The sequence below is a fragment of the Actinoplanes xinjiangensis genome (assembly GCF_003148685.1).
GTDB lineage: Bacteria > Actinomycetota > Actinomycetes > Mycobacteriales > Micromonosporaceae > Actinoplanes > Actinoplanes xinjiangensis.
Genome location: NZ_QGGR01000009.1, coordinates 15,594 through 36,699 on the forward strand (window position 1 = coordinate 15,594; position 21,106 = coordinate 36,699).

Sequence of the window (21,106 nt, forward strand, 5' to 3'; positions counted from 1 at the left end):
CTCCCCATTCTCAGCATCGGCGTCGGCCGATCGTACGGCAGACCGATGCCGATTCGTCGTTACGGTCCAGTCACGTCGCCAGCTATGATCAGCGCCCGGCCTCGAACGATCGCGGCCGATATCTCCTCAGAGGAGTGCGGGACCACATGAAGATGCGGTTCGCGGGGGCTGCAACCACCGCGTTCTCCGTTCTGCTCGGCACCGTCGCGACGGCGCCCGCCCCGGCGCTGGCCGACTCGAGCAGGAACCTTTCCATCAAATCGGTCGGCGACCTGGTCGTCGACGGCGTCCACCAGCGGGTCTTCGTCAGCGACCCGGACAGCGGCAAGATCGTGGCGACCACCTATGACGGCACGATCGTCGCCACCGCGACCGGCCTGCCGCGGGTCACCGGTCTGGCGCTCTCCGCCGACGGGGGCAAGCTCTACGGCGCGCTGGAGTCGAGCCGGGCGATCGTCGCCCTCTCGGCCGCCGGCCTCACCGATCCGGTCCGGTACGACCTCGGCACCGGCGTCTACCCGGTGGCGCTGGAGAACGTGGCCGGCAAGCTCTGGTTCACCTACGACGACTTCGGCTCGTTCCCGTACGCCGGCGCGGACGGCAACATCGGCTCCCTCGACCTGAGCGGCGCGGAGCCGGCGGTGACGGCGCCGCTCGACACCACCGGCGCCTACGGCATCTGGCACGGTGCACCCGAGCTGACGTCCGCACCGGGCGACAGCGGGCTGCTCGCCGCCTTCGACCCGCACTCCTCCGGTGGCACGATCGGTGTCTACAACGTCTCCGGCGGCACCTTCACCCGGACCAGGGCCGGGCAGGTCGGCAACGGTTACACCCGGTCGGTGGCGTTCACGCCGGACGCCGCCCAGGTGCTCGTCGCCGACACGGACGGCGTCACGATCGCCGGCAGCGCCGATCTGGCCGAGGCCGGCTCCTACCCGATCGGCGACTGGGGCTGGGCGGTGGCCGCCGCCTCGGACGGCACCGTGGCGACCGCCGGGCCGACCCTCAAGGTCTTCGCACCCGGAGGCACCGCACCGATCCGCGAGTACTCGCTCCCGGACACCGACCCGGTCTCCTCCGGCAACGACCGGGTGGCCGAGCGGGGGCTCGCCTGGGAGCCGGGCGGCAACCGGCTGTTCGCCGTCACCGAGAACTACTCGGAGATCCACCACCTGCGGGTCTACACCGAGCCGAAGAAGTCACTGCCGGCTCTGAAGCTGTCCGGTCCGGCGTCGGCGACCCGGGCGAAGCCGATCACCATCACCGGCTCGCTGACCGCTTCGCTCCCGCTGCCCGCCGGCACCCCGGTGACCGTCACCCGCACCGACCTGGAGTACCCGTCCGGCAAGGCGCTGGGCACCAGGACGACCGCCGCCAACGGGTCGTTCTCGTTCACCGACACCACGTCGGCCGGTGGCACGGTCACCTACCGGGTCTCCTACGCCGGGGACGCGACGCATGCGGCGGTGTCGGCGACCAAGGCGGTCGCGGTCTCCCGGACGGCACCGTCGCTGGCGATCAACAACAACGGCAAGGTGTACGGGTACGGGTCGACGGCCACCTTCACGGCGCGCCTCGGTACGACGTACAAGAACCGGACCGTGGAGATCTGGGCCGATCCGTACGGTGGCGACCTGGGCCGTCGCCTGCTCAAGCGGGCCGTGGTGAACAGCAAGGGCACCATCGCGGTGAACCTGAAGCTGTACCGGAACACCGCGGTGACGGCGACCTTCACCGGTGACGCCCGCACGGCTCCGAAGACGGCGGGCGCGACGGTCTACGTCAAGGTCCCGGTGTCGCTGAAGCTGTCGAGGCACTACCGGTCGTCGGGCGGCTACAAGCTCTTCCGCAAGAAGACCGCCGCCCAGTTCACCGTGCGGATGCCCGCCCACTCCGGGCGGAAGGCGTTCGTGCAGCTCCAGGTGCACCACAACGGCAGGTGGCAGAACCTGGCGTACGACTACTTCCCGACGTCCGGCGGCACCGCGCTGGTCGCGCTCAGTGGTGGTGGCCTGGTCGGCTACAAGCTGCGGGTACGGGCGGCCTACCGCAAGGGCGGCTCGGGCGACAACGTGAACTACACGACGTACACCCCCTACTCCTACCTGAAGTTCACCAAGTAGCAGTAACCGCATGTGGGCCGGCATCCAGCAGGATGCCGGCCCAAATGTGTTCGCAGGTTACCTCGAAGCCGGAATAGAGACATTTAGCACTCTCTCTGTCGTCATGCACCCGAAGCGGCCTCCTGATACGTCCCCAGAGCGGATGGGCGTCGATGCCGAAAAAGGTCGTGGAGGGAGAACGCATGTCAGGGTCTCCGATGCCGGCACGGATCGGCGCGGCGCTACGGCAGGGGCCGCGCTCGGTCAAGGCCTGGTTCGGGCGGTGGCCCCGATGGTGCCGCCGGACGGTGGCGGCGCTCGTGGCGGTGCAGATCGCGCTGGTGACGGCCGCCGCCGGCTACGTGGTGAGTGTGGACCTGCCACCGGACGCGGCGCCCCCGCAGGCCTCGGTCCTCTACTACCGCGACGGCCGGACGGTTCTCGCGCGGATCGGCCTCACCGACCGCACCGACGTCACCCTGGACCGGGTTCCCGAGGGGGTCCGGCAGGCGTTCCTCGCCGCCGAGGACCGGGGGTTCCAGGACCACTACGGCGTCTCGGTGCGCGGTCTGGTCCGGGCGCTCTGGTCGAACGTGGTGGACGACAGCGGGCAGGGTGCGTCGACGATCACCCAGCAGTACGTCCGCAACGCCTACCTGACCCAGGAGCGGACGGTCAGCCGCAAGGCCAAGGAGGCGGCTCTCGCGGTGAAGGTCGAGAACCGGTACAGCAAGGACGAGATCCTCCAGCGTTACCTCAACACCATCTATTTCGGCCGGGGTGCCTACGGCATCGAGGCCGCGGCACACGCCTTCTTCGGGGTGTCCGTCGACCGGCTCTCCACCGCCCAGGGTGCGGTGCTGGCGGCGATGGTCAAGGACCCGACGCGTGGTGATCCGGCACAGGATCCCGAGTGGACGCTGGACCGGTGGAAGTGGATCCTGCGCGCGATGAGTGAGGCGGGCTGGCTGCCGGACGGGGCCGCCGATCAGACGCCGTACCCGGCGGTCGCGGACGAGTCCGTCACCGCGGCCGCGATCGACGGCCCGATCGGGCTGATCACCGACCGGGTCGAGGACGAACTGGTGGCCGCGGGCATCACCCGGCAGCAGATCCGTACCGGTGGCCTGAACATCACGACGACGCTCGACGCCCCCGCGCAGCGGGCCGCCACCGCGAGCATCGCCAAAGCCCTGAAGGGTCAGCCGGACGTGCTGCGGACCGCCCTGGTGGCGATCGACCCGCGAGACGGCGGGGTCCGCGCCTACTACGGCGGCGACCGGGGCCGCGGCTTCTACGACGACGCCCTCGCCGCCCGGCCGCCCGCCTCCACCTTCAAACCGCTGGTGCTGGCCGCCGCCGAGGAGCGCGGCATCGGCTTCCAGTCGTACTACAACGGCACCTCTCCCCGGGTGTTCTCCGATCGTGGCGGTGCGCCGCTCTACAACCAGGACAACCTCCAGTGCCCGGTGTGCCCGCTGGACATCGCGATGGTGCACTCGCTCAACACGCCGTTCTACGCCGTTGCCGAGCAGATCGGCCCGAACCGGATCCGTGACCTGGCCCGGCGGCTGGGCGTACCGGAGCGGTACGGCAAGCAGGTCACCATGGTCGACCTGAAGGGCGAGCCGGCTCCCGGCCGGACCCGCGCGGACATCGCCATCGGCCGGTACGCGGTCGCCCCGGCCGACATGGCGAGCGTCTACGCCACGCTGGCCGGTGGTGGTGAGCGGGTGAACCGGCACTTCGTCGTGTCGGTCACCGCGGCCGGCGGTGCCGTCCTGCACCGGCACGAGGTGCGGCCGGACCGGGTGCTCGACGCGGGTGTGGCGGCCGATGTCGGCGCCGTGTTGTCGCAGGTCGTCGACGAGGAGGGCCGGGTGCCCGGAGTCGAGGCCGCCGCGAAGACCGGCTCCCAGCAGTACGGCGACACGGCCGACTCCTCGGATGCCTGGACGGCCGGGTGGGCCTCCGGTCTCGCCGCGGCCGTCTGGGTGGGCCGTGACAAGCCGGGGCCCATCCGCACCAGCGGCGGCCGGGCGATCAACGGTGACGGTATGCCGTACGAGATCTTCCGGAACTTCCTCTCCGGTGCCCTCGCCGGTCAGCCGGTGCGCGATCTGCCGCGGGCGGCGCATGTGGGACGCCCGGAGTCGGGTGACCTGGAGACGATCGAGGGCGACGTCAAGATGGTCCCCGGGCAGATCTACCAGGGCCCGCGCAAGGGTGACCAGGTCGACCGGTCGCTGGCCGTCGGCACCTGGAGCGAGCGGGCGGCCCGGCTGGACGCCGTGCTGGACAGGTACACCTCGTCCGGGCTGGACTTCGCGGTCTCTCTCACCGATCGCAGGACCGGGCAGCGGTACGACTACCGGGGCAACCGTGATTTCGAGACCGCCAGTGTGGTGAAGCTGCCAATGCTGGCCGCGCTGCTGTTGAAGGCGCAGGACGAGGGCCGTGCTCTGACCGCCGCCGAGAAGAGGCGGGTCCGCCGGATGATCGTCGCCAGTGACAACGACGCCGCTGTCCAGGTGTACGCCGCGATCGGTGGCGCGAGCGGATTGCAGGAGGCGCTGGGCCGGCTCGGCCTCGGCGACACCGACCCGGACCCGCGGTTCGGTCTGACCACCACCACGGCGAAGGACCAGACCCGGATGGTGGCCGCGCTGACCGGCTCCACAGGCCCGCTGACCGCGGAGTCCCGGGCGCTGATCCTGCAGCTCATGGGGTCGGTCAACGCCGATCAGACCTGGGGCGTCAGTGCCGCCTCGTTCGAGGGCGAGTCGACGGCGCAGAAGAACGGCTGGATGTCGCGGTCCACCGAGGACAATCGGTGGATCGTCAACAGCACCGGCCGGATCCTGGGGGAGAAGACCGATGTCGCTCTGTCGGTGTTGTCGCACGGGCACCGGACCCGTGCGGAGGGCATCGGGTCGGTCGAGCAGATCGCCGCAGTGACCAGGAGCTACCTGGGCTGGTGACGATCCGGGCAGGAGAACTTAACCGTTAAGTTGACCAACAGTGTGTTAGCGCTCACACTCGCGGTTCACGCCGGTGTACGGGATTCGTCCTCCCGGCCGGCGTGCTTCCCCCTTCTCTCCGCCCTTCTGCCCGCTCGAAGGAACCCCAGATGCGCATACCCATCGGGAGACTGGCGTCCGCCGCCGTGGCTCTCCTGCTGTTCCCCCTGGTCGCTCCGTCGCCGGCCCGGGCCGGCGAGGCCGCGCCGATCACCGACGGCCTGGTCCTCTGGTACAAACTCGACGAGAAGTCCGGGGCGCGGGCCACCGACTCGTCCGGCCACGACCGGAACGGGACGGTCACCGGCGCGGCGTCCTGGACCGGTGGCGACGGGCTGACCTTCGACGGATCCAGCACCTACGTGAAGGCGCCGGACAACGTCCTGTCCGGACTCGATTCGGTCTCGATCTCCTTCGACGTCCTGATGGATCCGCAGCAGGCCGCGCCGTACTTCCTGTACGGCTTCGGCAACACCAGCAGTTCCACCGGGTACGGCGACGGCTACCTGTTCGCCACCGGCAACAGCCTCCGGACCGGGATCGCCTCCGGGAACTGGTCCACCGAGCAGATCACCGCGCCGTCGCCCGCACGACTCCTCGACCGCGGCACCTGGAAACACATCGCGTACACGCAGACCGGCACCACCGGGATCCTCTACGAGGACGGGACGCCGATCGCCACGAACAACGCGATCACCATCAAACCGAGCGCGATCGGCGCCGGGAAGACGACGGCCAACTACATCGGCAAGTCCAACTACAACGGCGACAGGCTGTTCAAGGGCAAGATCAAAGACTTCCGGATGTACGACCGGGCGCTCGACGGGACCGAGCTGAGGACCCTGGCCGAGCCGGTCGTCACCACGGAACTCGCCGCCGACCGGGCCGCCCTGGACCTGGGCGACACCTCCGCCGTCACCGCCGACCTGACACTGCCGGCGACCGCGCCGTACGGCTCGAAGGTCACCTGGACCACCGGCGACGCCGCCGTGATCACCTCGACCGGTGTGGTGACCCGGCCGGCGGCCGGTCAGCCGGACGCCACCGCGACACTGACCGCCACGCTGACCCGCGGCTCGCTGACCGCCACGAAGTCCTTCACCGTCACCGTGCGCCCGGCGCTCACCGCGGCGGAGGCGGTACAGGCCGCGGCCGCCGGGCTGGTCGTGCACGACATCGACGACGTCCGGGGCAACCTGACGCTGCCGGCGACCGGCATCCACGGCACGACGGTCACCTGGTCCTCGGACCGGCCCGACGTCATCGACGGCACCGGTATCGTGCACCGGCCGGGTGCCGGCCAGGGTGCCGCGACCGTCGCGCTGACCGCGACGGTGAGCACGGGCGCGGCCTCGGCCACCCGGACGATGACGGCCACCGTGCCGGAACTGCCCCCGGCGCGGGCCAAGGCCGGCTACCTGTTCAGCTACTTCACCGGCGAGGGCACCGCCGACGGCGAGCAGATCTACCTCGCGGTGAGCAAGGCCAACGACCCGCTCTCCTACCGCGAGGTCAACAACGCCAAGCCGGTGCTGACCTCGTCGCTGGGCACCAAGGGACTGCGCGACCCGTTCATCATCCGCTCGCCGGAGGGCGACAAGTTCTACCAGATCGCCACCGACCTCAAGATCTACGGCAACGGCGACTGGGACGCCTCCCAGCGCACCGGCAGCAAGTCGATCATGGTGTGGGAGTCGACCGACCTGGTCAACTGGACCGACCAGCGACTCGTGAAGGTCTCGCCGGACACCGCCGGCAACACCTGGGCACCGGAGGCCTACTACGACTCCGGCCTCGGCGCCTACGTCGTCTTCTGGGCGTCGAAGCTCTACGCCGCGAACGACCCGAACCACACCGGCGGCACCTACAACAAGATGATGTACGCGACCACCCGCGACTTCCGTACCTTCAGCGAGGCGAAGGTGTGGGTCGACCCGGGGTACTCGGTGATCGACTCGACCATGATCGACCACAACGGGACCTACTACCGCTTCACCAAGGACGAGCGGAACAACTCGTCCACCTCCCCGTGCAGCAAGTTCATCATCGAGGAGAAGTCCACCGAGCTGCGCAGCACCGCCTACAGCTTCGTCAAGGACTGCATCGGTGCGGGTGGTGTCAGCGCCGGTGAGGGCCCGCTGGTGTTCAAGTCGAACACCGAGGACCGGTGGTACCTGTTCGTCGACGAGTACGGCGGCCAGGGCTACGTGCCGTTCACCTCGACCGACCTCGACACCGGTGTGTGGACCAAGGCCACCTCGTACTCGCTGCCGAAGCGGCCCCGGCACGGCACCGTCCTGCCGGTCACGCAGGAGGAGTACGACCGCCTGCTCACCACCTACCAGCCGAACCTGCTGGTGACCGGCGTCGACGAGGTTCCGCTGACCACCCGGGCCGGTACCGCTCCGACCCTTCCCGCGCAGGTCACGGCGAAGTATGCGGACGGCTCGTCGTCGAGTGTCGCGGTCACCTGGGACGCCGTGCCCGCATCCGCGTACGCCCGGCCCGGCCGGTTCTCGGTCTCCGGCACCATCACCGAGAGCCAGAACGTCAAGGCCACCGCCGTGGTGACCGTGCCCGACGAGGGTGCGCCGACGGTGACCGCCACGGCCACACCGGCCGCGCCCGCCGGTGGCTGGTTCACCGGACCGGTCACGGTGACCGTCACGGCCGGTGACGAGGTGGACGGCCCGCTCGTCCCCAAGGTCCGGGTCACCCGCTCCGGCGAGCCGGCCGGTGCGTGGACCGACCAGAGCGTGCCGCTCACCATCGACCGCGACGGCATCCACCTGGTCGAATACGTGGCAGTCGACGCCGCGGGCAACAGTTCCGGCATCGGCTCGCTGACCGTGCGGATCGACCGGACCGCCCCGGTCTCGCAGGCGACCGTCGACGTCAAGGGCCGGACCGTGACCCTGCGGGCCGCCGACGACACGTCCGGGGTCAGCCGGGTCGAGTACTCGCGGGACGGCGGCTCGACGTGGCAGCCGTACACCGTGCCGTTGAACGCGACGGTCCTCTACCGGGCCGTCGACGTGGCCGGCAACGTCGAGACGACGAATCAGGCGGTCCTCCCACCGGCCGGCGTGGTCCTCGCCCCGAGCACCACGAAGGCCGCGCTGACCTCGGCGAAGGTCTCCTACGGCACGGCTCCCGTGGTCCAGGTGACGGTCAGCGGCGCCCTTCCGGCCAAACCGTCGGGCACGGTACGGGTGCTGCTCGGCTCCACCGCGGTCGGCTCCGGCACCCTGTCCGCCGGTAAGGCCACGGTCAAGCTGGCCCGGAACATCGGTGTCGGCACCCGGAAGCTGCGGGTGGTCTACCAGGGCGACAGCCGGTACGCCGGTTCCGCCACGGAGGTGACGCTGAAGGTCGTCGCGGCGGCTTCCAGGACCACGCTGTCGGTCAAGGGCAAGCAGCTCACGGTGAAGGTCACCGCCTCCGGGGTCACGCCGGCCGGCACCGTGCGGATCGTCGCGGCCCGCGGCCGAACCACGGTGGTCCGCACGGTCCGCCTGAACAGCCGCGGCACGGCCGTTCTCCACCTCGGCTCGCTGCCGAAGGGCACCTACCGGATCACCGCCACGTACAGCGGCTCCGGCACCGTCACCAGGTCGGCCGGCTCACCGATCACGGTCAAGGTGACGCGATGACCGGTTAGGCCCAGACCGGGTTCCGGAAGAAATCTGGGATCTGCTGCATCCACCGGGTTCAGACCGAGCGAAGTACGGGGTGGCGGCACCGCAGCCGCCACCCCGTACCGGAAAGGACGTCTGAAGATGAGGTTCACCCGAGTGGGCGCCCGGGCCGTCGCCGTCGCGACCGCGGCCGTCGTCGCCACCGCCCTGTCCGCCGCTCCGGCCGCCGCGCACAGCAAGAAGCCGCTCGGCACCAAGTCACTCGCCGCCGTCCTGACCGCTGACAAGAGCGGTTTCGACCACAACGGCCACGACTACGACATCCTGACCGCCGCGGTGAAGGCGGTGCTCAAGGCCAAGCCGTCCAGCGCGGTCAAGGTCCTCGCCGACGGCAAGACCCCGTTGACCGCGTTCCTGCCCAACGACCGGGCCTTCCAGTTGCTGGTCAAGGACATCACCAGGTCCAAGAAGCTGCCCGGCGAGAAGAAGGCGTTCACCGCGGTGGCCGGCCTCGGCATCGACACCGTCGAGTCGGTGCTGCTCTACCACGTCGTGCCGGGCGCCCGGATCAACGGCAGGACGGCGCTGAAGTCCGACAACGCCAAGCTGAAGACCGCCGCCGGCTCCCCGATCAAGGTCAACGTCTACGGGCACGGCAGGAAGATCTCGATCATCGACCTCGACTTCAGCGACCGCAACGCGCGCGTCGTCCGGATCGACATCAACAAGAACAACCGGCAGATCGCCCACGGCGTCGACCGGGTGCTGCGCCCGATCAACCTGCCCTGATCCGCACCGGGAAACCACGACGCGCGGCCGCCCACCGGGGCGACCGCGCGTCGGCGTTTTCTCAGAAGCCGGCGCTCACCCTGGTGAACGCCCAGTCGGCCTGGGCGATACCGGAGCAGTCGCTGACCACGCCGCCGCCGGCGCAGCCACGGTCGCGGTTGACCGCCCAGAAGGAGAAGCGGGCCAGGCCCTTGCTCCTGGCGTAGTCACGGATCCGGGTCCAGGTGTCGACCGAGGTGACCTCCTGCTGGTCGGAGAGACCGTTCATGCCGGAGATCCCGATCCGCGAGTACGCCTGGGCGTCGGTGTACCCGAACGTCGACTTGAGCACGTTCTTCAGGCCCTCGGTGGCGCCGACGGTCGAGGCGTACATGTCGGCGCCGCCGCTGAAGTCGAACGGCATCTGGGTGAAGATGTCGATGTTCGCGCCCTTCGCCTTGGCCTGCTGGATCAGCCGGATGCCGTGGGCGTTCGGGCCGGTCGTCGTGGTGCCGAAGGTGAGGATCGTCTTCACGCTCGGGTTGCGCTGCTTGACGATCTTCAGCGCGTCGACGATCCGGTCGGCGACGACGTAGTTCTCGAACTCGTCGGTGTTCTCGATGTCGATGTCGATCGCCTTCAGCTGGAAGGTGTCGATCACCTTCTGATACGCGCCGGCGAGCGCCTCGGCGGTCGAACAGTTGGGGCCGAGCTTGTTGCCGCTCCAGCCGCCGATCGACGGGACGACGTCGGCACCGGCCGCCCGGATCGCCGCGATGGTGCCGGCGTGCGCGCCGCCGGTCAGTCCGGACGAACCGTCCCACGCCGGGTTGCAGCCGTTACTGGCCAGCACGAACGCGATGGTGAAGGCCTTGATGCCGGTGGCCTGCACGACCGTCGCCGGGGCGGGCGGGTTGCCCCAGCCCGGGTAGAGGTAGGGCGCGGCCGCCATCTTGGTGCCGGTGGCCGGCGGCGGGGTGGTCGGACCGGTCGGCGGGGTCGTCGGCGTCGTCGGCGGGGTGGTGCCGCCACAGACGCCGTTGTCGGTCCAGACCGCCCACTGGCTGCTGTTGGTGGCCGGCGACTCGTTCTGCGTCCACCACTTGGCGGTGTAGTTGTGGCCGTTCTGCGAGGCCGAGTTGTCCTTGACGTAGACCGCGGACGCACTCCACGCCGGGGCACACGCGGCGGCGGCGCTCGAGGTGGCCATCGGGAGGACCGCGGCGGCCGTACCGACCGCGCCGACCGATGCCACGAGGGCGATTCTTCTGCTCAGCTTCATGGGGGACCCCGATCAGGGAAGAGTGGCGAGGTGCGGGTCGATGGTGTTGGCCCAGGCGTTGCCGTTGGTCACATCCCAGTTGATCGACCAGGTCATCGCCCCGCGGATACCGGGATAGGTGGCCGGCGGCTTGAAGGTGCCGCAGTTGGTGCCCTTGGCGAGGCAGTCGAGCGCGGCGTTGACCACGGACGGGGCGACGTAGCCGCCACCGGCGGCGCGGGTGCTCGCCGGCAGACCGAGCGCGATCTGGTCGGGGCGGAGCCCGTTCTGCAGCGGGATGCAGGAGAGCGCGGTCAGGAAGTTGACGCTGCCCTGGCCGTACGCGGCGTTGTTGTCACAGCCGAGCATCGCGCCGGAGTTGTAGTACTGGGTGAAGACGACGGTCAGGATGTCCTTGATGTCGAGCGCGAGCTTGAAGTACGAGGACTGCGGGTTCTGCATGTCGATGGTCTGCGGTGCCATCGTGATGATCAGGCTGCTGCCGACCTTGGCCCGCAGGCTGCGCAGTGCGCTCGCCATGTAGGTGGGGTTGAGCCCGTTCTCCAGGTCGATGTCGACGCCGTCGAAGCCGTAGGTCTGGATCAACCGGTGGACCGAGTCGGCGAAGGCGGTGGCGGCGGCCGCGCTGTTGACGGCGACCGTGCCCTTCTCGCCGCCGACGGAGATGACGACCTTCTTGCCGCGCGAGTGCAGCGTGGCGATGTCCGCCTTGAACTGGGCGTCGGTGTAGCCGCCGACCGCGGTGGCCAGGCCCGGGTCCAGGTTGAAGGTGACCGCGCCGGCGGTGCCGGTGGCGTCGGCGAAGGCCACCGCGATCAGGTCGTAGGTGGCCGGGACGGCGGCGAGCTTGAGCGGGGCGGCGCCGTTGTCGAAGTTCTGCCAGTAGCCGGTGAGGAAGTGCTTGGGCAGCGGCCCGGCCGGGTTGCTCGGCGACGGGGACGTGCTCGGCGAGGTCGAAGGCGAGGTCGAGGGGGAGGCCGAGGACGACGGTGAGGAACTGGGTGACGGTGAGGGGTTGGTGCCGCCCTCGCATACCCCGTTGTCCGCCCACACGTCCCACTGACCACTGCGGACGGACGGCGACTCGTTCTGGGTCCACCACTTGGCGGTGTAGTTGTGACCGTTCTGCGAGGCCACGTTGTCCTTGACGTAGACCGCGGACGCGCTCCAGGCGGGGGCGCAGGCCGTCGCGGCCGATGCGTTCCCCGCGAAGTAGGTCGCCGCGCCACCGGCGGCCAGCGCCGTGACGGTGGCGAATATTAACGATCGGGAACGCCTCATCGGAGTCCTTCCATGGATGCATCTGGGGATGCATCAATGTTTAGGACTGTTAACAGTGAAAGTAAAGAGGCCGAACCTTAAACATCCTGAAATCGAGAACGGGGCCGGTCGGCGACCGGCCCCGTGGTGCTCAGATGCTCACCGGGTGAAGGTGTAGTACTTCCATGCGCCCGCCGCGGTGGCGTTGACCTTGTCGCCGGAGGTGCCGTAGAGGTACTCGGCGCGGGCCCGCCACTTCACGCCGGCCCTGTAGGTGCCGGTCAGCGTCAGCGTGGCCTTGCCGGTCGAGGACAGCTTGGTGGTCACCGTGCGCCACGTCTTCCACCTGCCGCCCGAGTAGTACTGCACGACGGTCCGGGCCGTGCGGTTCGGGTACGGCGTCACGATGTGGACGAACTTCGGGTCCTTGGAGGTGCGCAGGTACCCGTACGTCTGGGATCCGATCCTGCCGGTCTTGTAGTGGTTGTAGAGACCAGTGTTGATCTTGGCTTTGGCGTAGACCAGGGCGGCCGCCGATCGCGGCGCATACCGGCCGTCACCGGCGAACCGGACCGTCACCGTGGTGTTCCGGCTGAGCGCCAGCTTCAGCGACGCCTTGCCCGCGCTGGTCACCTTCACCGTCGAGGCCGGGTGGGTGTTCACCCCGTCGCCGGCCCGCTGCGTCCAGAACTCGACGGTCCGGTTGGTGTACGTGGTGCCCAGCGTCGCGGTGACCGTCACCGTGTCACCGGTCGTGTGGACCGACTTGTCGCCGGTCAGTGCGAGCGCCGGAGTGGCCCGCGGGAGCTGCACCGTGTCGTTGCCGGTGGCGGCGTCGGCCGCCTCGCTCCCCGCGTACGAGACCGTGTACTTCACCGGGCCACCGGCCAGCGGTACGTCGTCGAACCCGAAGCGCCCGGACTCGACCTTCACCGTGGTCACGGCCTTGCCGTAGGGCGATTCCACATCGGTACGGGTGACGGCCAGCCCGGTGCCGTCCGGCAGCCCGATCGCGCCGCCGATCGTCCCGGTCACGGTGAGAGCCTGACCGCGGACGCCGGTCGCCGGTGCGTCCACAGTGATCGTGGGCGCCGCGAACGCGGGCCCGCTGAGCTGCCAGAAGTGGTACTGATCGCCGCGCGACACGGCGAACAGGCGACCCTCGGGCTCGGCGAGGACGCGGTGCACCAGCGGTAGCGCGTACCTCTCGACCTGGCTCAGCTTGAAGCCCGCGTCCGGTGTCGTCGATCCGGCCGGGTAGACCGCGACGTCCGGTTCCGTCGCCATGCTGTTCGGGAGGCCCGCGGCGAGGCGGCCGTCGGCGAGGAGAGCGAGACTGCTCGTGGCCGAGTTGTCCGCGGTCAGCCGGGTCCGGGTGCCCAGTCCGCCCAGGCCGCTGCTCCAGATGCCGAACCCGGCGGTCAGGAGCGCGGACCCGTCGGCGCTCAGGACCGCCTCGTTGGTGTAGCCGTTGACGACCGTGCCCGCGCTGATCCGGCGCTCGGTGCCACCGGAGACGTCGTAGGACGCGGCGGTCGCGGAGGTCGTCTCGTGGTGCGAGATGTCCGAGACGACCAGGCGATCCGGGGCGGCCGGCGACGACACCACGAGCGGCGCCATGTCGAAGGCACTGCCGTCGGCGGCCTTGTCGTGCAGGTGGACCACGGGCTCGGCGGCGGCGACGTCGACCGAGCCGAAGTTGCCGTCGAAATCACCGTCCGGACTCCAGGCGCCCATGTAGCCGAACCACACCTTGCCGCCGGCCACCGCCACGTCGTACGGATACACCGTGTCGCCGAGCGGGTAACTCGCCTTCGGCGTGACGGTCGCGGCGTCGAAGGCCACGATCGCGCGCGCGTCGGTACGGGCCGCGTAGATCGTCGACGAGTCGCTGGAGAGTGCGAGTCCGCGGATACCGGCCAGCCCGTCGCGGCGTGCGAGGACCGTACCCCCGTAGTTGGTCACCACCAGGCGGCCGGCCTCGTGGTCGCTGATCAGGATGTGCCGGTGCGCGGGGTCGACGAGTACGTCACTGACGCTCGTGACCGGCAGCAGCCGGGCGGCCGCCGCCGGCAGGATCTGCGGTTCCAGTTCGGCGGCGGAGGCGGATCCCGTCGAGACGGCGAACGCCACTGCCGAGGAGCCGGCGAGAACGGTCACCGCGAGCACGGCCCGGGAGACACGCATGGGCACCTCGGATCGGTCGGAGCGGATGGCGGGCCCGGGCAGCCTATGCGACGTCGCCAGTGAAGTTGATCAACCGAACGGACGAGTCGGCACCGGATCGTCGTGACGTCGCGGATCATCCGTGGCGGACGGTGCCGAGCCGAACGTGGGGGGCCATCGTCAGGTGATGGACGAAACCTATGCGGACCGCCCGGCCGTGGTCGCCACCCGCGACCGCGGCCACATCCTGTTCGCCCGGACCATGGGCTACGTCGCGGGCACCACCGCCATGTTCGCCCTCGGCGCCTACCTCGGCCGGAACCTTCCGGCCTTCCTCGCCTTCCTGGCGTACCTCGCCTCGTTCGCCGCCCTGATCGCCATGTACTTCACCGTCCGCCGGTCGTCGTCCACGACGGTCGTGTTGCTCGGGGCATTCGGGCTGCTCACCGGAGTGGCACTGGCCCCGACACTGGTCTACTACGCGAGCACCGACCCGCAGGCGCTGTGGCAGGCCGGTGCGGCGACGGCATTGTTCGTGGCCGGGTTCGGTGCCGCCGGGTACGCCACCCGCCGGGACCTGTCCGCGCTGGCCCGGATCTGTTTCTGGGCGCTGGTGGGGCTTCTGCTGTTCGGCATCGTGCTGATCTTCGTCAACATCCCGAACGGGTCGCTGATCTACTCCGTGCTCGGCCTGGTCATCTTCGCGGGCTTCATCATGTTCGACTTCCAGCGGTTACGCCGATCGCGCGACATCGGGTCCGCGCCCCTGCTGGCGGCCTCGATCTTCCTCGACATCCTCAACGTGTTCCTGTTCTTCCTACGGATCTTCCGCGGCGCGAACCGCTGACGGATCTTCCGCGGCGCGAACCGCTGACGGATCTTCCGCGGCGCGAACCGCTGACGGATTTTCCACGGTGGGAACCGCTGACCGATCTCCGCGGTGGGAACCGCTGACGGATTTTCCGCGGCGCCGGCAACGACCGGGCTTCCGCGCGCGGGCCGCTGCCGGGCCTTGCGGGGTGCGAGCCGCTATCCGCCGACGGTGTACGCGGTCAGTGCTCCCTCGTGCGACTGGTAGAGCACGCCGCCGGTCACGACGAGGTCGCCGCCGAGTGGGGGCGGGCCGGTGATCACCGTGCCGCGGGCGGCGTCCAGCGCGATCCCCCCGGCGTAGACGACCCCGCCCGCCACGACCGGCTGCCCGCCGTAGGCCGGCAGGTTCCGGCGCCACACCTGCTTCCCGGTGCGGGCGTCCAGTGCCACGATCGCCTCCCCGTCGGAGCGGTAGAGCCGGGTGCCGTCGGTGGCGATCAACTCGCTCGGGCCAAGTGCCGTCCAGCGGACCGCGCCGTTCTTGACGTCCACCGCCACCAGGCGTTCCTTGTCCCCGGTGCCGTAGAAGGTGTCGCCGGCGGGTGTGGCCGCGCCGGGGAGCAGATGCCGTTTCACGGTCCACCGCACCGTGCCGGTGGTGATGTCGTACGCCTTCGCGCCGCCGGCGGCGAACCCGGCGACGGTCCCGTTCGCCGAGGTGCCGCCGATGCGCCTTCCGGGTGCCCGCCACAGTTCGCGGCCGTCGCGCACCCGGTAGGCCACGGTCCGCGAGTCCCCGGAGACGTCGGTGCCGGAGGCGAGGACCGCGCCCTTGTCGACGATCATCGTCCCGATCAGCGGCGGGTCCGCGGACCAGCGCCGCAGCCCGTTGCGCACGTCCAGCGCCAGCAGCACGGGGTTCGGGTCGCTGACCGACGTGCAGTCGTTGTAGCCGACGACGAGCAGCCCGTCGGCGACCGCCATCCGGGGTGTACCGCCCTCGGTGGAGCCGCCCCAGTCGTGGCTCCACCGCCGGGCGCCGGTCGCCGCGTCGTACGCCGTGATTCCGGCCAGGTCGCCGACGAAGACCCGCCCGCCCGCGACGATCGGTCCGCTGAACGACGAACACGTCTCCGCGGATCGCAGCCGTACTGACCATTTTCGGACGAGCCGCCGCACGGTGCTCGCGGTGATCGCGGTCTCCCGCGGGTTGAACCAGCTGTCCTCGGCGTCGTAGCCGACGTGATCCCAGAGGGCCGGCGCGGGCGCGGCACCGGCCGGCGTGCCGGCGGCGAGGAGGAGAGCCACAGCAAAGGTACGGGCCAAAGCGTGCACGAACGTAAGTAAAGCGGCAGCATCGGCCTTAAGCGGACTTTTACCCGAAAGCCGACGGGGCGGCGGCGCGCTTTCCCATCGATTATGGTCACCGCCGTGATCGGCAGACTACTCAGTAATCGATATGGCGCGGCCATCGGCGGTGTCGCCATCTTCTGTTTCGGCATGTTCGCCCTCGACGGCGGCGAGGTGAAGTGCGGCTCCTCGGTGATGAAGCCGGGCGACGAGTGCGTGGAGACCCGCAAGGGCAACTCGACGACGCGCAGCTTCGAGGAGCAGAAGTCGCACGACCAGCTGTTCCGGTACGGCGCGATCGGCGTGGGTGCGCTGATGTTCGTCGTGGGCACCGGCCTGATCGTCAAGCGGCATGTGCTGGACGCCGGTAAGGGCGACCAGGCGGTGGCAGCGGGCGACGGTCACCCGCCGGTCCCGCCGCAGCCCCAGCCGTATGCCCAGCAGGGCGATCCCCAGCAGCAGGCGTATCCGCAGCAGCAGGCGTATCCCCAGCAGGGATATCCGCAGCAGGGATATCCGCAGCAGGCTCAGCCGCAGCAGTTCGGAGCGCCCCAACAGTGATCGTCCGCCGGATCCGTCACCCGTCCACCGGGTGACGGATCCGGCGCACTCTCAGGCGTAGGTGTAGACGCTCCGATGATCGAGAACGGTCGCCGGGGTGACACCCGCCCACGGCTGCATGGTCTCGTTCAGGTCGATGACGCCGGACGTGTTCGCAGCCGGCATGTAGTGGGTGCCGTCGAAGCCCCACCGGGTCTGCCACCGAGCCCACAGCCGGTCGATGTTGCAGTGGTGCAGCCAGAACACCGGATCGTTGGGGGAGTCCTGCTGGCCCATGTGCCCGCCGACCCAGACGTGGACGGCGTTGTGCAGGTTCGGGGTCTGCCAGCCCTCCAGCCGGTTGCGCATGCCGCCGGAGGCCGAGCTGTTCCACGGCGCGGCGTCGTAGGCCGAGATGTTGAGCACCGAGTTGACCTGCGTCGAGGTGGGCAGGGTGGTGTTCCCCATGGCCCGACGCAGCGACGTCGACGACGACGAGCTGACGGTGATGCGCCAGTTCGCGGAGCCGGCGAACGGGCCGGTGGTGACCGCGCCGTTGCCGCCGGAGCCGTTGCCGCCCATGAAGTCGGCGGTGAACGGGACGCCACTCGTGGTCCGGTCGGTGGTCCAGTCCCAGTACGGGACGTTGACAGCCGGGTCGATCGCCTGGAGCGCCTTCTCGAACTCGATCAGGTACTGCCGGTGCCAGGGCAGGAACGACGGGGACTGGTGGGCGTACCGGATCCCGCCGACCGCGGCGAAGTAGTTGATGTGCGTGGTGACGAACCAGTCGTAGTTACGGCCGGTGGTCTGCGCCTTCAGCCGCTTCACGGCGGCGACGAACGCGGCCCTCTCGGCGGCGGTCAGGTCACGTGCGTTCTTGCGTACGCCCATGGTCAGCTCCCGTGCTCGTGGCCGACGCCGGCCAGGGCGGTCAGTTCGGTGTCGCCGAGCACGTCGACGGCGCGTTTGGTGAGTTCGAGCAGCCCGCCGCGGTTGCGGTCGGTGTCGATGAGCACCGGCTGGTAGTGGTTGATCGCACTGATGAACCCGATCGTCGCGCCGGGCAGATCGACCTCCATGACGGACAGCTTCCGGTCGTTGATCCAGACCTCGTGCGACCGTGACCGGCCCCGGGCGAGCGACCGGACCTCCTGGGCGCCGACGTGCACGCCGCGGATCCGCTTGCCCCGGTATTCGAGCTCGAAGTCGCGTGGGTCCTTACCGGCCGCCGGAGTGGCGAGCATTTGTGCGCCGGCGACTCCACTGACGACGGCCGCGGTGGCGGCGCCATAGCGAAGAACATCGCGTCTATTGACCGACGTTGATGGCGTCATTGTATGACTCTCCGAAGAATTGTTTTGCAATGCCTTTTGGGCAGCTCGGAGCGGGTCCCCCACCGCTCCGGCGCAACCGAACATACAGCAGCACCGCAACCTTCTCCGGAATGGTGGCGTAGCCCACAGATAGGCGTTCTTAATGCCTTAACGATTGTTTAATCGACGGCATATTTCGAGCGCTGAAATGGTCCGAATCCGGAGAGTGAGCGCCGGTGTGCCGGGATCGCGCAGGAAGAAGGTGTTATCGACGGTTCCGGAACCCGTCCCCATTGACCGGCGACCATCGAACTATTAACAATATTTTCAATATTGACGCCTCTCCCCCAGGAGGATCCCCATGCGTGGGTTACGCACTCTGCTGGGCGCAGCCGTCGTTGCGATAACGCTGGCCGGCAGCCTGACCATCGCCTCCCAGAGCGACACGGCGGACGCCGCCGTCGGGCCGGTGACCTGGTCCGACGAGTTCAACGGCGCGGCCGGCGCGGCGATCGACGGTGCGAAGTGGAACTTCGACGTCGGCGGTGGCGGCTTCGGCAACAGCGAGCTCCAGTACTACACCAACTCCACGAACAACGTCCGCCAGGACGGCCAGGGCCACCTCGCGATCACCGCGCGCAAGGAGAACCCGTCCAACCTCCAGTGCTGGTACGGCACGTGCCAGTACACCTCCGGCCGGATCCTCACCTCCGGCAAGTTCACCCAGCGCTACGGCCGGTTCGAGGCCAGCATCAAGGTGCCGCGGGGGCAGGGCATCTGGCCCGCGTTCTGGATGCTCGGCGACAACCTGGGCAGCGTCGGCTGGCCGCAGTCCGGCGAGATCGACATCATGGAGAACGTCGGCAAGGAGCCGAACAAGCTCTACGGCACGGTCCACGGACCCGGCTACTCCGGCGGCAGCGCCATCGGGGGCAGCCGGACCCTCTCCGCGCCGCTCGGAGATGCCTTCCACTCGTACGCGGTGGAATGGTCGCCGAACCTGATCGTCTGGTACCTCGACGGCAGTGAGTACTTCCGGGTCACCCCGGCCTCGCTGGGCGGCCGTCAGTGGGTCTTCGACCACCCGTTCTTCCTGATCCTCAACGTGGCGGTCGGCGGCAACTGGCCGGGCAGCCCGGACGCCTCCACCTCGTTCCCGCAGACCATGCTGGTCGACTGGGTGCGCGTCTCGGCCTGGAACGACTCGACCACTCCGCCCCCGGCCGGCGGCAACGCCCTGAAGAGCAACCTCAACGGCAAGTGCATCGACATCCCCGGCGGTACGGCCAACGACGGCGCCCGCCTCCAGATGTACGACTGCAACGGCACCGCCGCCCAGCAGTGGGCCGCCAACAGCGACGGGACGATGCGGGCGCTCGGCAAGTGCATGGACCCGGCCGGCGGCGCGCTGACCAACGGCACCCCGGTCCAGCTGGTCACCTGCAACGGCAACCCGGTGCAGCGGTTCACCCTCTCCGCCGCCGGTGACCTGGTGAACGTCTCGGCCAACAAGTGCGTGGACATCGCCGGCTGGAACAACGCCAACGGTGCCCAGCTCCAGCTCTGGGACTGCGGCGGCACCGCCAACCAGAAGTGGACCCGGGCCTGACCGGAGACACCGAAGGGGCGCCGCGGATTCTCCGCGGCGCCCCTTTCCGGTTCTGGTGGAGGGCTAGCTGTCCATGTTGACGATGCCCGGGTTGTCGAGCAGGAACTGGGCGACCCGGTCCTCCTTGACGGCCGCGAAGAAGTCCTCGGCCACCGATACCGGGCGGAACTCCTCACCGAGGTAGCCGGTGTTGTTCGCCGGGTTCTCGTACTTGCCGCCGCCGGGCAGCTTGACCGTGACCATGTCGTCGACGTTGACGTCCTTGAGCGCCAGCGCCCACTCGATCGGGCTGTTGCCGCCACCGGCGAAGGTCAGCGACTTGCCCGCCGCGTCCAGGATCTTCGTCATCTTGCCGACGTCGGTGATGACGCCCTTGCTCATCGCCTCTTTGGCCATGGCCTTGATGAACTGCTGCTGGTGCCGCTGCCGGTCGTAGTCGCTCATCGCGACGCCCTCGACGTTGGGGTACCGCTGGCGGACGTAGTCGAGCGCCTGCCACGGCTGGAGCCGGACCGGCTTGGTGCTCTTCTTGTAGTACGCCTGGGGCCCGGTGTACGGGTGTTCGCACTTGGAGGTGACCGGGCAGCTCGCCTTGCGCGGCCGCTGTCTGCCCTCCGGCGTCAGGTGCTCCGACTTCACGTCCATGTCGATGACCATCGACACGCCGCCCAGCGCCTCGACCATGTCCTTGAAGCCGCCGAAGTTGATGATCGCCGCGGCGTCGAACTGCTCGATCCCGGTGTAGTTGCGGACCGTCTTGGAGAGCAGCTTGAAGCCGTTGGTGACGTCGATCTTGCCGTCCACCTGGCTGCCCAGCGCCATCGCTGAGTTGATCTTCCCGCGGTGTGCCCGGACACCGGAATTCGAGTCGGCGGGGATCTCCACATACAGGTCGCGGGGCATCGAGAAGAGGTACGCCGTGCTCATGTCGGCCGGAATGTGCGCGATCAGGATCGAGTCGGACAGCGGCGGAGTCTCCGGCTTACGCGGGTCGATACCGACGAGCAGGATCGTCAGCGGGCCCTCGATGTCTTCCTTCTTCGACGCCGCCTGTGCGGCGTCGCCGTCGAGCAGGCCCTCGTTGGTGATGCCGCTGGTGTACTTGGCGATCAGGGTCTGGCCGGTGACCAGCGTGCCGCCGCTGACGATGAGCAGGACGGCGCCGAAGGCGGCACACAGCCTCGCCCACAGTGGCGTGCGGCGTTTCGTTGACTTGGGCAACCCGTCTCCTAGCCCCGC

14 protein-coding genes are annotated in these 21,106 nt (G+C 69.3%); 7 read left to right on the plus strand and 7 right to left on the minus strand.

Annotation, left to right across the window (positions count from 1 at the left end; translation table 11 throughout):
- Nucleotides 1-146 precede the first annotated feature (146 nt).
- The 4 genes from BC793_RS20830 to BC793_RS20845 all read left to right on the plus strand — a co-directional run bounded on the left by BC793_RS20830 (nt 147) and on the right by BC793_RS20845 (nt 9,552).
- Nucleotides 147-2,126 (plus strand): Ig-like domain repeat protein, encoded by a 1,980-nt coding sequence (locus BC793_RS20830; RefSeq protein ID WP_146246370.1) that lies wholly within the window; start codon nt 147-149, stop codon nt 2,124-2,126.
- Nucleotides 2,127-2,308: 182 nt separating this feature from the next.
- Nucleotides 2,309-5,086 carry a transglycosylase domain-containing protein gene (locus tag BC793_RS20835; RefSeq protein ID WP_239170234.1) on the plus strand — a complete coding sequence of 926 codons (2,778 nt, stop codon included), beginning with the start codon at nt 2,309-2,311 and terminating at the stop codon, nt 5,084-5,086.
- Nucleotides 5,087-5,235: 149 nt separating this feature from the next.
- On the plus strand, nt 5,236-8,778 hold the full coding sequence (locus BC793_RS20840) for an immunoglobulin-like domain-containing protein (RefSeq protein ID WP_109594740.1): 3,543 nt from the start codon (nt 5,236-5,238) through the stop codon (nt 8,776-8,778).
- Between the two features lie 126 nt (nt 8,779-8,904).
- Nucleotides 8,905-9,552, plus strand: a complete 648-nt coding sequence (locus BC793_RS20845) for a fasciclin domain-containing protein (protein ID WP_109594742.1) — start codon at nt 8,905-8,907, stop codon at nt 9,550-9,552.
- A gap of 61 nt (nt 9,553-9,613) precedes the next feature.
- On the opposite strand, the gene BC793_RS20850 is transcribed toward BC793_RS20845, so the two are convergent.
- The 3 genes from BC793_RS20850 to BC793_RS49685 all read right to left on the minus strand — a co-directional run bounded on the left by BC793_RS20850 (nt 9,614) and on the right by BC793_RS49685 (nt 14,260).
- Nucleotides 9,614-10,813, minus strand: a complete 1,200-nt coding sequence (locus BC793_RS20850; RefSeq protein ID WP_109594744.1) for a glycosyl hydrolase family 18 protein — start codon at nt 10,811-10,813, stop codon at nt 9,614-9,616.
- Between the two features lie 12 nt (nt 10,814-10,825).
- The gene (locus tag BC793_RS20855; RefSeq protein ID WP_109594746.1) at nt 10,826-12,094 is read right to left on the minus strand and encodes a chitinase; all 1,269 of its coding nucleotides are present in this window, start codon (nt 12,092-12,094) and stop codon (nt 10,826-10,828) included.
- A 138-nt stretch (nt 12,095-12,232) separates the two neighbouring features.
- Nucleotides 12,233-14,260, minus strand: coding sequence for a YncE family protein (locus BC793_RS49685; protein ID WP_158319324.1), 2,028 nt, complete (start codon nt 14,258-14,260; stop codon nt 12,233-12,235).
- 166 nt (nt 14,261-14,426) lie between these two features.
- Between BC793_RS49685 and BC793_RS20865 the strand changes: the two genes are divergently transcribed.
- The gene (locus tag BC793_RS20865) at nt 14,427-15,086 is read left to right on the plus strand and encodes a Bax inhibitor-1/YccA family protein (RefSeq protein ID WP_109594748.1); all 660 of its coding nucleotides are present in this window, start codon (nt 14,427-14,429) and stop codon (nt 15,084-15,086) included.
- 182 nt (nt 15,087-15,268) lie between these two features.
- On the opposite strand, the gene BC793_RS20870 is transcribed toward BC793_RS20865, so the two are convergent.
- Nucleotides 15,269-16,360: an outer membrane protein assembly factor BamB family protein gene (locus BC793_RS20870; RefSeq protein WP_158319325.1), complete on the minus strand. Its 1,092-nt coding sequence runs from the start codon at nt 16,358-16,360 to the stop codon at nt 15,269-15,271.
- A gap of 123 nt (nt 16,361-16,483) precedes the next feature.
- Between BC793_RS20870 and BC793_RS50670 the strand changes: the two genes are divergently transcribed.
- On the plus strand, nt 16,484-16,963 hold the full coding sequence (locus BC793_RS50670) for a hypothetical protein (protein WP_203896331.1): 480 nt from the start codon (nt 16,484-16,486) through the stop codon (nt 16,961-16,963).
- Between the two features lie 51 nt (nt 16,964-17,014).
- Here BC793_RS50670 and BC793_RS20880 read toward each other — a convergent pair whose 3' ends face one another.
- Nucleotides 17,015-17,836: a tyrosinase family protein gene (locus tag BC793_RS20880; protein WP_109594752.1), complete on the minus strand. Its 822-nt coding sequence runs from the start codon at nt 17,834-17,836 to the stop codon at nt 17,015-17,017.
- 2 nt (nt 17,837-17,838) lie between these two features.
- A complete protein-coding gene (locus tag BC793_RS20885) occupies nt 17,839-18,363 on the minus strand; it encodes a tyrosinase family oxidase copper chaperone (RefSeq protein WP_109594754.1) in 525 nt (174 codons plus the stop codon).
- A gap of 256 nt (nt 18,364-18,619) precedes the next feature.
- Here BC793_RS20885 and BC793_RS20890 point away from each other — a divergent pair, with 256 nt between their 5' ends.
- Nucleotides 18,620-19,867 carry a glycoside hydrolase family 16 protein gene (locus BC793_RS20890; protein ID WP_109594756.1) on the plus strand — a complete coding sequence of 416 codons (1,248 nt, stop codon included), beginning with the start codon at nt 18,620-18,622 and terminating at the stop codon, nt 19,865-19,867.
- A 63-nt stretch (nt 19,868-19,930) separates the two neighbouring features.
- Here BC793_RS20890 and BC793_RS20895 read toward each other — a convergent pair whose 3' ends face one another.
- Nucleotides 19,931-21,088, minus strand: coding sequence for an LCP family protein (locus BC793_RS20895; RefSeq protein ID WP_109594758.1), 1,158 nt, complete (start codon nt 21,086-21,088; stop codon nt 19,931-19,933).
- Between the last annotated feature and the right edge of the window lie 18 nt (nt 21,089-21,106).

Coding starts and splice junctions, on each gene's coding strand:
- BC793_RS20830 (WP_146246370.1), top strand. CDS start 147: ATGAAGATGCGGTTCGCGGGGGCTGCAACCACCGCGTTCTCCGTTCTG.
- BC793_RS20835 (WP_239170234.1), top strand. CDS start 2,309: ATGTCAGGGTCTCCGATGCCGGCACGGATCGGCGCGGCGCTACGGCAG.
- BC793_RS20840 (WP_109594740.1), top strand. CDS start 5,236: ATGCGCATACCCATCGGGAGACTGGCGTCCGCCGCCGTGGCTCTCCTG.
- BC793_RS20845 (WP_109594742.1), top strand. CDS start 8,905: ATGAGGTTCACCCGAGTGGGCGCCCGGGCCGTCGCCGTCGCGACCGCG.
- BC793_RS20850 (WP_109594744.1), bottom strand. CDS start 10,813: ATGAAGCTGAGCAGAAGAATCGCCCTCGTGGCATCGGTCGGCGCGGTC.
- BC793_RS20855 (WP_109594746.1), bottom strand. CDS start 12,094: ATGAGGCGTTCCCGATCGTTAATATTCGCCACCGTCACGGCGCTGGCC.
- BC793_RS49685 (WP_158319324.1), bottom strand. CDS start 14,260: ATGCGTGTCTCCCGGGCCGTGCTCGCGGTGACCGTTCTCGCCGGCTCC.
- BC793_RS20865 (WP_109594748.1), top strand. CDS start 14,427: ATGGACGAAACCTATGCGGACCGCCCGGCCGTGGTCGCCACCCGCGAC.
- BC793_RS20880 (WP_109594752.1), bottom strand. CDS start 17,836: ATGGGCGTACGCAAGAACGCACGTGACCTGACCGCCGCCGAGAGGGCC.
- BC793_RS20885 (WP_109594754.1), bottom strand. CDS start 18,363: ATGTTCGGTTGCGCCGGAGCGGTGGGGGACCCGCTCCGAGCTGCCCAA.
- BC793_RS20890 (WP_109594756.1), top strand. CDS start 18,620: ATGCGTGGGTTACGCACTCTGCTGGGCGCAGCCGTCGTTGCGATAACG.